Source organism: Clostridium budayi (assembly GCF_055396605.1).
The window spans coordinates 2,181,051-2,193,312 of record NZ_AP042456.1 but is presented as its reverse complement, the minus strand read 5'-3'; the positions used below and the strand labels follow the sequence as shown (position 1 = coordinate 2,193,312).

Below are 12,262 nucleotides of genomic sequence, written 5' to 3'. Positions count from 1 at the left end.
TAATCAAGTAATCTATTACATTAAAAGTAATATTTAAGAAAAAGAAATTTTTGTGTAAAATTAAAGATAGTATTGACTAAAAATGAAATAATTTGTATCCTTAATATTAAGCAATTTTCAATTGACATACTTAGAATATACAAAGAGGATAGGTGAGATATGGTGATAGTAGTTGGTGGTATGATAGGGCTTGGTAAAAGTTCAGTTGCCAAAATATTAGGGGAATATTTAAATTCAGATGTATTTTATGAGAGTGTTGATGATAATCCAATACTTCCTTTATTTTATAGTGAAACAGAAGAAGAGATAAACAAAAAAAGATATCCATTTTTATTACAACTATACTTTTTAAATACTAGATTTAAAAGTATAAAAGAAGCATTAGTTAATGATAATAATGTTTTAGATAGATCAATTTATGAAGATTGGTATTTTGCAAAGAAGAATATGGAACTTGGAAGAATATCTGATCTTGAAATGTCTATATATGAAAATCTTTTAAATAACATGATGGAAGAACTTGAAGAATTACCTAAGAAGTCTCCAGATGTTATGGTTTATTTAAAAGGTTCTTTTGAAACAGTTTTAAATAGAATAAAACTTAGAGGAAGAGACTTTGAAGTTGATGATGATTTAAAAGATTACTATGAATTCTTATGGAAAGATTATGATGATTGGGTACAAAATCATTATAAAGCATCAGAAGTATTAATAATAGATATGGACAAGATGGATGTTGTAAATAATAAAGAAGATGAAAAAGAATTAGTTAGATTAGTTAAAGAAAAACTTGAAGAAGTAAGAGAAATAAAATAAGAATAATTAATATATGGTATAATAATATATAATTATTTTATAAAGGGAGATGAATAAGGATGGGGTTATTTGGTGGAATATTAGGAAATGCTTCAGAAATTTCAAGAGATTCTGTTGTTAAAGATTTTGGAAAGTTACTTTGGAATGGTGAAGAGGTATTAAAAGCATACAAGCTTATAAGAGATACAATGATCTTCACTGATAAAAGGCTTATAATGATAGATGTTCAAGGTGCTACAGGAAAGAAAACTGAATATCACAGTATACCTTATAAAAGTATAACTCATTTTTCAATAGAGTCAGCAGGACATTTTGATTTAGATTCAGAATTAAAGATATGGATTTCAAGTACAGCAGAACCAATACAAAAGCAATTTACTAAAGGTGTAGATATATATGAAATACAGTCTATATTAGCACAATTAGTTTGTAGATAGAAAAAAAGAGATTTTTATAAAAGATAGAACCTATAAAATAGATAACTAAAAAAGTTATCTATTTTATATAGGTTCTTTTTTATAGTTTACTAATTTTTAACTTCTTGATATGGATATCACTTTACGTTAAAGATTTAATAGTTATAGTAAAAAATATATACTAATCTACTTCAACCAATACCCACATTTGATTCCATCCACCGTTATCAGTCCATTGAATATTAGGTGCACATTCTTCTTTAGAAGAAGCTTCAATATCTAATATTTTTGAACTATTTCTATTTTGTATCTTATAATAATTATCGTTTGTAGTATAGAATTTCCATTGTTGATTCCATCCGTTATTGTCTGACCATTGGATAGTTGAGGCTCCATTATCTAAGGAAGAAGCTGATGTATCAAGAATTTTACCACTTCCTACATTCATAATTTTATAATATCCATTATTTAAGTCAATTAATTTCCATTTTTGGCTATCCCATCCGTAATAAGTGTATTGTTCTATAGTTGCACCGTTTTCTTTTGAGCCACCAGATACATTTAGTGCTTTTCCACTAATACGATTTATTATTTTATAAGTTGCATTAGTATTTGGAAATTTATTAAATGCAGAATCTTTAAAAGCATCCATTGCTGTTGTAAATTTTAAAACATTATTTGAAACCTCCGTACAAGCACCTAAAGGATATTCATCTGGTAGAACAGAAGAAGTAACAGCAGGTTCCCAATAAAATACGCCAATACCCTTGCCATTAGGAACGTTTTCAACTGCTTGTATAGTAGCTTTAATTAAATTATATGTTTCAGTAGCCTCATCTTCTAGGCCACCTACTTCACAAATCATTACCTCTTTATTATATCGAGAAGCCATATCATTTAAATTATAAGATATTTCATTAATACTTTGAGTATAATCGGATCCTTCCCAATAAGGATAGTAAGACATTCCTATTACATCATAATTAGTATTTGCTTTTTCTAAAGCATCAAACACATTTCTGAACAATGAATTATCATATCCATGAGCTAAATGAAGTATGACCTTTGAAGAGTTACTAACTTGTTTTACTGCAGCATAACCTTGATTAATTAATTCAGACCATTTACTAACATCTGGGGTACTACCTCCAGTCCATATATTAGCATCAGGCCATAACATACCAGAATTAGTTTCATTTCCTATTTGAACCCAATCAGGAGAAATATTAGCATCCTTTAAAGCAGTCATAACATCTAATGTATGATTATATACATCTTTTTTTAACTCATCAAAGCTGTGGTTCTCCCAAGCTTTTGGTTTATCTTGATATGCTGGATCAGCAAAATGATCACTATAATGAAAATCAATCATTACTTTCATACCAAGTTCTTTTGCTCTTTTAGCCATAGCTACAACATTTTCCTTATCTGAGTAACCTAAAAGGCAAGTTGTCCCATCTTTTTTAGTCCATTTATAATCTTTAGGAGGATCAACAAAAACTCTTAATCTGACAGAGTCAATTCCTTTATCTTTAAGAATTTTTATAGGATCAGCAGTAGTTCCGTTATCGTCTACCCAGCTTATCCCCATATCTTCTAATTGACTAACCCATCCTATATCAGATCCTTTAGCAATATTAGAATTAGTTGTTGCATTTGCAGTAACTAAACTATTATTAATATTTGTAGAAAACAATAATGAGCAAGATAAAACAGAAAAAATAATAGATTTTAATTTTTTTAACATAAATTTACCTCCAAAAATAAAGTTTTAATATTAAAATTAAAAGGTTTAGAGATTATATTTAAAAATATTTTTTATCTTTAGTTTTTAGAAGTAATTTTTCTAAAAGTTAATAAAAATAAAGACGTCTTTAAAAAGAGTATATCAACAACGAATTGCTGTGTAAATACATAAATGTTAATTTATGTTAGAAACAAACAAAAAGAAAAATGGCAATAAAATGTTAAATTAAAGAAAATAAAAGAAAAATAAAGAAAAATAGTAATAATATGGTTAGATAAGAATAGATGGATTAAAATGGATGTTGAAGCTGTTATTTTGAGAAGGTACAATATGGATATAAACAAAAACAAAAAAAAAAGATAAAAACCAAACGTAAACAGAAAATCAGAAAATATATTAACAAAGATGTAATATAAATATAAACAAAAGCAAAAAAAAGGGATAAAAATTAAACCTAAAAGGTAAATAACAAAATATATTAGGTACGGGGGAGGATAGTATGTTAAAGGAGCAACGACATGAAATCATATTAGAAGCTTTAGATAAATTTGGAATAATAAAAGTGACAGATTTAACGGAAAAACTTAAAGCAACTGAAATGACAATAAGACGTGATTTAAGGTTTTTAGAAGATAGAGGCTTACTAATTAGAATCCATGGAGGAGCTAGAAGTGTTGATAAAGCCAAATTTGAAGAACTTTCACAAACTGAAAAAAGAAATATAAATATTTCTAACAAAATTGAGATTGCTAAAGTAGCAGCATCATTAATAAAAAATAACGATAATATTTATATTGGACCTGGAACAACAACAGAACATATATGTGATTATATAAAAGCAGATAACATTAAAATAATAACAAATTGTCTCAGCATATTTGAAAAATGTAAAGATAATAATCAATTTGAATCTATATTAATTGGTGGTAGATTAAGACCAAAAACAAATACTTTTGTAGGAAGTTTTGCTAACGAACTACTAAGTAAGATAAGGGTAAATAAAACCTTTATTGGAGCTAATGGTATTTCAGATAATAATATTATGACATCAAATGAAGAAGAGGGACAATGTCAAAAGATAATAATGAATAATTCTATAGAGAGATATTTAATTTGCGATTATACAAAATTTGAAAAAGAAGATTTTTATACATTATATAAATTAGATGATATAACTGCTCTTGTAACAGAGTCTAATTTAGATGATGATTTAAGAGAAAAGTATTCAAAATATTGCAAAATTATTAGTGAATAAAATAGATTATATTTTTAGAACATTTTAGTTTAAAGGAACATGTAAAATACTACTCTCTATGTAAAGGTTACCAAATAGCTATGGACATGCCATAAATTAAATAGTAGAGAATATCAAGATTAGTAAAATTTTTATATAAAAATAAAATTATTTAATATTTAGGAGGAATTAAAAATGACAAAACAAGAGTTAGAATTTATAACATTAGAAATAGTGGCTTATGCAGGTGATGCTAGATCAAAATATATACAAGCTTTAGATTTCGCAAATGAAGGTAATTTTGATGAAGCTGAAAAATTAATTAAAGAAGCATCAGAATTTATAGATGAAGCTCATAAAACACAAACAAAAATGATTCAAATGGAAGCATCAGGTGAAAGCGTAGATATGAGTTTCTTATTAGCACATGCTCAAGATCATTTAATGACAGTAATGCTTTTAAGAGATATTGTTAATAACTTTATAAAAATATATAAGAAAATCAATTAGTGCTATTAAAAGTATATAAAATAGGGATAAATAAAAATTTTATTCCTATTTAAAATAGAGGAGGTTTATTTTAAGATGGGAAAGTTAATTAAGTTAGTAGAAAAAATGAAACCATTTTTTGAGAAGGTATCTAAAAACCCTTATTTAAGAGCAATTAGAGATGGATTCGTAAGCTGTATTCCTGTGGTATTATTTTCAAGTATATTTATATTAGTAGCTTGCGTTCCTAACATACTTGGGTATTACTGGCCAGCTAATATAGAGGCTACTCTATGGAAAGCTTATAACTATTCCATGGGAATATTAGCAGTATTAATGGTTGCTACAATTGCAAAAAGCTTAGCTGAAAACTTTAATGCTAAATTAACAAAGATAAGGCAAATAAATATTGTTTCAGTAATGATTGTATCAATAATATGTTTCCTATTAATAAGTGTTGAAGAAATTGAAGGTGGTTTCTCAAGTACTTATATGGGAACTAAGGGACTTTTAGCAGGATTTATAGTTGCATTTATTGTTCCTAATATATATAAGTTCTGTGTAAAAAATAATATAACTATAAAAATGCCAGATGAAGTTCCTAAAAACATTTCTCAAACTTTTGCAGATTTAATTCCACTTGCTATTTCAGTTTTATTCTTCTGGATATTTGATATCTTATTCGTTAAATTTTCAGGAATGTGTTTCAGTGCATGGATCTTAGAAGTATTAAAACCACTATTTACTGCAGCTGACGGATACTTAGGTTTAGCTATAATTTATGGTTCTATGGCAATGTTCTGGTTTGTTGGAATTCATGGACCATCAATCGTTGAACCAGCAGTAACAGCTATATATATAGCTAATGTTGAAGCAAATTTATTATTATTCCAATCAGGTGAACAAGCAACTAATGTACTAACTCATGGAACATCATATTTTGTTGCTACAATAGGAGGAACTGGTGCAACTTTAATGTTGACAGTAATGTTTGCATTTATGGCTAAGTCTAAACAGTTAAAGGCTTTAGGAAAAACATCTATTATTCCAGTTGCATGTGCTGTAAATGAACCAGTATTATTTGGAGCACCAATTGTATTAAATCCAATATTCTTTGTACCATTTATATTAACTCCAATAGCCAATGTTTGGATATTTAAATTCTTTATTGAAAATCTAGGTATGAATGGATTTGTATATACTCTTCCATGGACAACTCCAGCACCTATTGGATTAATTTTAGGTACAGGCTTTGCTACACTATCATTTGTTTTAGCACCATTATTACTTGTAGTAGACTTTATAATGTATTATCCATTCTTTAAAGTATATGACGCACAATTAGCTGAGGAAGAGCTTAAAAATAATAACTTAGAAGTAAAAGAAGAACCTATTGAGGTTAAAGATATAAAAATAGAGGCTAAAAATGATAAAGATTTAAATGTTTTAGTACTTTGTGCAAGTGGAGCTACAAGTAGTATGTTAGCAAATGCAATATCAAAAGGTGCAAAAGAAAACAATATCAACTTAGAATCTACAGCAATGGCTTATGGGCAACATAAAGAAATAATTTCTGATTTTGACTTAATTATTTTAGCACCTCAAATGGCTTCAATGTACAATGAACTTCAAAAAGATTGCGAAGCAAAGGGAACGAAGTCTGCAACAACATCTGGAGTACAATATGTAAAATTAACAAGGGATTCAGATGGAGCTTTAAAGTTTGCATTAGATATTATAAATAGTTAAACTTTTATAATTTTAAATTACTGTATATAAGAGATAGAGGAGAATATGAGTATGTATAAATTCGATAATGATTTTATTTTTGGTGGAGCTACAGCCGCATATCAAGCAGAAGGTGCAGCTAGAGAAGATGGAAGAGGACCTTGTATTTGGGATGAATATTTAAATAGACCAGAAAGCAATTTTAATGGAGATATTGCAAGTGATTTTTATCATAAATATAGTGAAGATCTAAAATTATCAAATGAATTTGGAGTAAATGGCATTAGAATATCTATATCTTGGAGCAGAATTATCCCAAACGGTGTTGAAGGAGTAAATAAAAAGGGGATAGAGTTTTATAAAAATCTTATAAATGAATGTATAGAAAGAGGAGTAGAACCTTTTGTAACATTACATCATTTTGATTCACCACTTGATTTATTTAAAAATGGGGATTGGCTAGATAGAAAAAATATAGATCACTTCGTTAATTTTGCTAAAGTTTGTTTTGAGAATTTTGGAGATAAGGTTACAAAATGGATAACATTTAATGAAGCTTGGGCTGTTGCTCAAAATGGATATATAGCTGGGAATTTTCCACCAAGTATAAAGTATGATATTGAAAAAGCAGTTCAATCTATGCACAACATGATGGTAGCTCATGCAAAAGTAATTGAACTTTATAAGAGTATGAATTTAAATGGAGAAATTGGAATAGTTCATACACTTGAAGGAAAATATCCAATAACAAATTCAGAAGAAGATAAATTAGCAGCTAAATTAGACTATACTATTTCAAATGGTTTTATGTTAGACGCTTGCTTTAAGGGAAAATATGATAAAGAGACATTAGAAATTATAAATGATATTCTTAATAAAAATAATGGTGAATTAAAAATTTATGAAGGTGACGAAGAAGTTATAAAATTAGCAGCACAAAAAATAGATTTCTTAGGAATGAATTATTATTCTAGCCACTTTTTAAAAGCTTATAATGGAGAAAGTAGAATTCATCATAATGGTACAGGTGAAAAGGGTACAAGTATTTTTGCATTGAAGGGGATAGGAGAGAGAGTTAATAATCCTGAAGTTGAAACTACTGATTGGGATTGGCCTATTTATCCAAAAGGACTTTATGATATGCTTATAAGAATAAAGAATGAATATCCAAACTATAAAAAGATTTATATTACAGAAAATGGTATGGGGTATAAAGATGATTTTGTAGATGGAAAAATAGAAGATAATCCTCGTATAGATTATATAAAGAAGCATTTAGAAGCTATTTTAATGGCAAAAAACGAAGGCGTTGAAATCAAAGGTTATTTCGTATGGTCACTTATGGATGTTTTATCATGGAGTAATGGATATAATAAACGTTATGGGTTGTTCTATGTAGACTTTGAAAACCAAAAGAGATATCCAAAGAAGAGTGCTTATTGGTTTAAAAAGATTTCAGAAGACAAAATTTTATATGATGAAAATGTTATAGATTATTAGAATAGGTCTTATAAGTATATTTATAAAAAAATATAAACTTCTTTAAAGACTAAAAAATAACAACCGTACATTAATTAATGTGCGGTTGTTTTTATTATAATTTAAAATATTTATCTAAAAGAATTTACTGATGCATCAGATGGCATCCTAAAGTCTCCACGTGGACTTAAAGAAATTGATCCAACCTTTGGTCCATCAGGAAGAGCACTTCTCTTAAATTGTTGAGAGAAGAATCTCCATAAGAATTTATCAAGCCATTTTTCAATTGTTTCTTCTGAGTATTCATCTTTGAATGCTTTTTTAGCTAAGAATAAAATTCTTTCCTTAGAAGAACCATGTTTAATAAAATGATATAAGAAGAAATCATGTAATTCATAAGGTCCTACGATATCTTCAGTCTTTTGAGATATTTCTCCTGTCTTTTCATCTTTTGGTAGAAGCTCAGGGCTTACTGGAGTATCTAATATATCAAGTAAAGTTAATTTAGCAGCTTCTGATGATTCATTTTCTGCAACGTAATTAACTAAATATCTAACTAAAGTTTTAGGAATTGATGGATTTACTGAGTACATTGACATATGGTCACCATTATATGTACACCAACCAAGTGCAAGTTCTGATAAATCTCCTGTACCAATTAGTAAGCCACCTTCTTTATTTGCAATATCCATAAGAATTTGAGTTCTTTCTCTTGCTTGAACATTTTCATAAGTAACATCATGAATATCTTTATCGTGACCTATATCTTCAAAATGTTGAAGGGATGCCTTTACTATATTTATTTCTCTTAAATCACAGTTTAACTCTTTGCAAAGAGTTAATGCGTTATTGTAAGTTCTATCTGTAGTTCCAAACCCAGGCATAGTTATAGTTATAATATTTTTATTATCTATATTTAGAAGTTTAAATGTTTTTACTATAACAAGTAATGCAAGAGTTGAGTCTAAACCACCAGATATTCCAATAACAGCTTTTTTAAGACCAACATGTTCAAGTCTTTTTGCAAGTGCTGCAGCTTGAATATTAAATATTTCTTTGCATCTTAAAGTCATTTCTTCTTTTCTTGAAGGAACAAAAGGATGCTTATCAACATATCTATCAAAATGATCTAATGTTAATGAATCATAATTAAATTCTATAAATTTAGCTTTAAATGGAGAGAGTCTTGAAGAATCTCTAAAGCTTAAATTTTTCATTCTTTCAGAATTTAATCTAAATACATCTATATCAGCATATATAATTTCATTCTCTCTTTGGAATCTTTCATTTTCTTTAAGCATTGTTCCATTTTCGCTTATTAATAAATGTCCACTAAAAAGTAAATCAGTACTTGATTCATGTACTCCAGCAGAAGAATAAACATAAGCACATAATGAACGTGCACTTTGGTTTGAAACTAAGCTTCTTCTATAATCAGCTTTAGATACTAATTCGTTTGAGGCTGAAAGGTTAAATATAATATTTGCACCTTCAAGTGCTAAATATGAACTAGGTGGAATTGTTACCCAAAGATCTTCACATATTTCACATCCAAAAGAGAAATCATCGCATTTAAATATTAAATTAGTTCCAAATGGAATATCTTTTTGGAATGGAAGATCAACTTTTTCATCAACTATAGCTGCACCTTCAGTGAACCATCTCTTTTCATAAAATTCACTATAATTTGGAATATATGATTTAGGAACTATTCCAAGTATTTTACCTTTAAATAGAACAAATGAGCAATTATAAAGGCTACAACCTTTTAAAAGAGGTGCTCCAACCATTATAAGCATATCAATATTAGATGTTTCTACAGCAATTGATACTATACCTTTTAGCGCATCATCAAGTAATCTACTTTGAAGAAATAAATCTCCACAAGTATAAGATGTTACGCAAAGCTCAGGAAAGGCAATTGCTTTAGATCCTTTAATCTCAGCATCATCTATACATTTTAAGATTTCTCCTACATTATATTTAACATCTGCTACCTTGGTTTTAGGACAGGCTGATGCTATTTTTATAAAATCCATAATTTATCATCTCCCGTACGTATTGTTGTTATAAATAGTATTACAACTTTCTATCCTATATATAACAATAATAAGATGAAAATATTAGAAAATCAATGGAAATGGAAGAAAAGATTATTAAATACACTTTAAAAGGTAATGAATACTACTTAAAGAGATAAAAAAGGAATTGTAAAATGATAATTGTAAATATATAATTAAATCATAGAAATGAGGGATAAAAAAATTAGAAAATGATATAATGGTAATAAGTGTAATAGGAGGGGGATTATATGACCTTAACAATATTTTGGATAGTGCTTACAATAATTTTAATTGCTATTGATATTCTAACTAGTGCATTCTTATTCTGTTTTATTGCAATAGGAACATTTTTAGCGATGATAGCTAATTTAGTAGGGGCTAGTTTTATAATTCAAGTGATTATTGCTGGAATAGTAAGTGTAATAGCAATAGCGGTTGGAGTACCATTTGCAAGAAAAAAATTTAAAACAGATATAAAATCAAAACCATTAATGGAAGAAACGTATATAGGAAGAATTTTTAACTCCGAAGAGAACATAAAAGAAGAAGGTAGATTAAAGGTTTCTGGAATATACTGGGCCGTAGTGAATGAGGGGGAAGAGATACTAAAGGGTGATAAGTTAATAATCACAGGTATAGTAGGTAGTAAATTAAAAATAAAAAAGTATAAAGGAGAGGAATAATAATGGCAGGATTAATAATTGCTATAGTAATTGTACTATTAATATTGATAATTATTTTATCATCAATAAAGATAGTAAACACAGGATACTTATATGTAGTAGAAAGGTTTGGTCAATTCCACAGAGTTTTAGAACCAGGTTGGCATGTTACAATACCATTTGCTGATTTTGTTAGAAAGAAAGTTTCAACAAAACAACAAATTATTGACGTACCACCTCAAACAGTTATAACAAAGGATAATGTTAATATATCAGTAGATAATGTTATCTTCTATAAACTTTTAAATGCACAAGATGCAGTTTATAACATTGAAGATTATAGAGCTGGTATAGTATATTCAGCAACAACTAATATAAGAAATATAATTGGTAATATGACATTAGATGAAGTATTATCAGGAAGAGATAAAATAAACCAAGAATTACTTATTATAATTGATGAAATTACAGATGCTTATGGTATTAAAATATTATCAGTAGAAATTAAAAATATAATACCACCATCAGAAATTCAAAATGCAATGGAAAAGCAAATGAAGGCTGAAAGAGATAAGAGAGCTATGATACTTCAAGCTGAAGGTAGCAGACAATCTCAAATTGAAAAGGCAGAAGGTGAAAAGCAATCACAAATATTAACAGCTGAAGCTGAAAAAGAAGCTAATATTAGAAGAGCTGAAGGTCTTAAAGAATCTCAATTACTTGAAGCTGAAGGTAAAGCTAAAGCTATAGCAAAAATTGCAGAAGCAGAAGCAGAAGCTATTAGAAAAGTAAATGAAGCTATTATACAATCAGGAACAAATGAAACTGTAATAGCATTAAAACAAATTGAAGCATTAAAAGAAATGGCTAATAATCCAGCTAATAAGCTTATTCTGCCAAATGAAACATTATCATCACTTGGAAGTATAGCAGCTATTGCTGAAATGCTTAAAGGAAATAAAGAATAAAAATATAAAAGGCTGTATCAAAATTTAAGTCATATTAATTTTGATATGGCCTATATTATTTTTTAGTATATTTAATAGATATAAATAATACATTTAATTGCTTAGAATGAATAAATGTATCAAAACACTTGCAGTGGAAAGTATTTCAATACAATCTATAAATTTGCTTTTTATAGGTATTCTTTATATTAACAATATGTAAAAGTTTATAAATAAGGTTGAAATACTGAGAAATAAAATCGTAATATAGATATATCTCATTTATTAAGGAGGTATATATGAAAAAACTTGTACTAGTTGTTACTATGATAAGTATTTTTGCTATTGGATTAATAGGCTGTACTCAAGATAATATTTCAAAGCAAGAAAATAGCAAAAAAAGTGACACAAAAGATGAGAATGTTTCAGTTAATTTTAAATTACCTGAAATAAGTGATAAAGATATAAAAGATAGTACAGAAGACATTAGTGATTTAGTTAAAGAATATAAAAATTTAAAGCATGATTTAGAAGAAGATAAAGAGAGTATAGATAATGTAATATTAAAAGATAGAAATACGGTTGAAGGGCATGTAGACCAAATTAGTGGTAGCCTTAAAGAAATACTTGGTAAATAATTTAAAGCTTCAAGGGAAAAACTTGAAGCTATTTTATTGACTT

At 27.8% G+C, this 12,262-nt stretch carries 11 protein-coding genes; 9 read left to right on the top strand and 2 right to left on the bottom strand.

Features of this window, described 5'->3' with window-relative positions; genetic code table 11:
- Nucleotides 1-159: 159 nt before the first annotated feature.
- The gene (locus ACZ5TJ_RS10515; protein ID WP_464199478.1) at nt 160-816 is read left to right on the top strand and encodes a deoxynucleoside kinase; all 657 of its coding nucleotides are present in this window, start codon (nt 160-162) and stop codon (nt 814-816) included.
- A gap of 59 nt (nt 817-875) precedes the next feature.
- Complete coding sequence (locus ACZ5TJ_RS10510) at nt 876-1,253, top strand: PH domain-containing protein (protein WP_045724189.1); 378 nt, start codon at nt 876-878, stop codon at nt 1,251-1,253.
- A 160-nt stretch (nt 1,254-1,413) separates the two neighbouring features.
- Here ACZ5TJ_RS10510 and ACZ5TJ_RS10505 read toward each other — a convergent pair whose 3' ends face one another.
- Nucleotides 1,414-2,979, bottom strand: a complete 1,566-nt coding sequence (locus tag ACZ5TJ_RS10505; RefSeq protein ID WP_464199476.1) for a glycosyl hydrolase 53 family protein — start codon at nt 2,977-2,979, stop codon at nt 1,414-1,416.
- A 499-nt stretch (nt 2,980-3,478) separates the two neighbouring features.
- On the opposite strand from ACZ5TJ_RS10505, the gene ACZ5TJ_RS10500 reads away from it, so the two are divergent.
- The 4 genes from ACZ5TJ_RS10500 to lacG all read left to right on the top strand — a co-directional run bounded on the left by ACZ5TJ_RS10500 (nt 3,479) and on the right by lacG (nt 7,930).
- Complete coding sequence (locus ACZ5TJ_RS10500; protein WP_054200115.1) at nt 3,479-4,234, top strand: DeoR/GlpR family DNA-binding transcription regulator; 756 nt, start codon at nt 3,479-3,481, stop codon at nt 4,232-4,234.
- Between the two features lie 174 nt (nt 4,235-4,408).
- Nucleotides 4,409-4,723, top strand: a complete 315-nt coding sequence (locus ACZ5TJ_RS10495; protein WP_054200114.1) for a PTS lactose/cellobiose transporter subunit IIA — start codon at nt 4,409-4,411, stop codon at nt 4,721-4,723.
- Nucleotides 4,724-4,798: 75 nt separating this feature from the next.
- Complete coding sequence (locus ACZ5TJ_RS10490; protein ID WP_054200113.1) at nt 4,799-6,451, top strand: PTS lactose transporter subunit IIBC; 1,653 nt, start codon at nt 4,799-4,801, stop codon at nt 6,449-6,451.
- Between the two features lie 51 nt (nt 6,452-6,502).
- Nucleotides 6,503-7,930 carry a 6-phospho-beta-galactosidase gene (gene lacG / locus ACZ5TJ_RS10485; protein ID WP_054200112.1) on the top strand — a complete coding sequence of 476 codons (1,428 nt, stop codon included), beginning with the start codon at nt 6,503-6,505 and terminating at the stop codon, nt 7,928-7,930.
- A gap of 110 nt (nt 7,931-8,040) precedes the next feature.
- On the opposite strand, the gene ACZ5TJ_RS10480 is transcribed toward lacG, so the two are convergent.
- On the bottom strand, nt 8,041-9,948 hold the full coding sequence (locus ACZ5TJ_RS10480; protein WP_464199472.1) for an NAD(+) synthase: 1,908 nt from the start codon (nt 9,946-9,948) through the stop codon (nt 8,041-8,043).
- 272 nt (nt 9,949-10,220) lie between these two features.
- Here ACZ5TJ_RS10480 and ACZ5TJ_RS10475 point away from each other — a divergent pair, with 272 nt between their 5' ends.
- The 3 genes from ACZ5TJ_RS10475 to ACZ5TJ_RS10465 all read left to right on the top strand — a co-directional run bounded on the left by ACZ5TJ_RS10475 (nt 10,221) and on the right by ACZ5TJ_RS10465 (nt 12,219).
- Nucleotides 10,221-10,655 (top strand): NfeD family protein, encoded by a 435-nt coding sequence (locus ACZ5TJ_RS10475; protein ID WP_464199470.1) that lies wholly within the window; start codon nt 10,221-10,223, stop codon nt 10,653-10,655.
- 2 nt (nt 10,656-10,657) lie between these two features.
- A complete protein-coding gene (locus tag ACZ5TJ_RS10470; RefSeq protein ID WP_045724192.1) occupies nt 10,658-11,602 on the top strand; it encodes an SPFH domain-containing protein in 945 nt (314 codons plus the stop codon).
- Nucleotides 11,603-11,880: 278 nt separating this feature from the next.
- Nucleotides 11,881-12,219, top strand: a complete 339-nt coding sequence (locus ACZ5TJ_RS10465) for a hypothetical protein (RefSeq protein ID WP_464199467.1) — start codon at nt 11,881-11,883, stop codon at nt 12,217-12,219.
- Nucleotides 12,220-12,262 lie beyond the last annotated feature (43 nt).

Excerpts from the sequence above, each read along its gene's own strand:
- ACZ5TJ_RS10490 (WP_054200113.1), top strand. The coding sequence starts at position 4,799 with ATGGGAAAGTTAATTAAGTTAGTAGAAAAAATGAAACCATTTTTTGAG.
- ACZ5TJ_RS10515 (WP_464199478.1), top strand. The coding sequence starts at position 160 with ATGGTGATAGTAGTTGGTGGTATGATAGGGCTTGGTAAAAGTTCAGTT.
- ACZ5TJ_RS10470 (WP_045724192.1), top strand. The coding sequence starts at position 10,658 with ATGGCAGGATTAATAATTGCTATAGTAATTGTACTATTAATATTGATA.
- ACZ5TJ_RS10505 (WP_464199476.1), bottom strand. The coding sequence starts at position 2,979 with ATGTTAAAAAAATTAAAATCTATTATTTTTTCTGTTTTATCTTGCTCA.
- ACZ5TJ_RS10465 (WP_464199467.1), top strand. The coding sequence starts at position 11,881 with ATGAAAAAACTTGTACTAGTTGTTACTATGATAAGTATTTTTGCTATT.
- ACZ5TJ_RS10475 (WP_464199470.1), top strand. The coding sequence starts at position 10,221 with ATGACCTTAACAATATTTTGGATAGTGCTTACAATAATTTTAATTGCT.
- lacG (WP_054200112.1), top strand. The coding sequence starts at position 6,503 with ATGTATAAATTCGATAATGATTTTATTTTTGGTGGAGCTACAGCCGCA.
- ACZ5TJ_RS10480 (WP_464199472.1), bottom strand. The coding sequence starts at position 9,948 with ATGGATTTTATAAAAATAGCATCAGCCTGTCCTAAAACCAAGGTAGCA.
- ACZ5TJ_RS10495 (WP_054200114.1), top strand. The coding sequence starts at position 4,409 with ATGACAAAACAAGAGTTAGAATTTATAACATTAGAAATAGTGGCTTAT.
- ACZ5TJ_RS10500 (WP_054200115.1), top strand. The coding sequence starts at position 3,479 with ATGTTAAAGGAGCAACGACATGAAATCATATTAGAAGCTTTAGATAAA.
- ACZ5TJ_RS10510 (WP_045724189.1), top strand. The coding sequence starts at position 876 with ATGGGGTTATTTGGTGGAATATTAGGAAATGCTTCAGAAATTTCAAGA.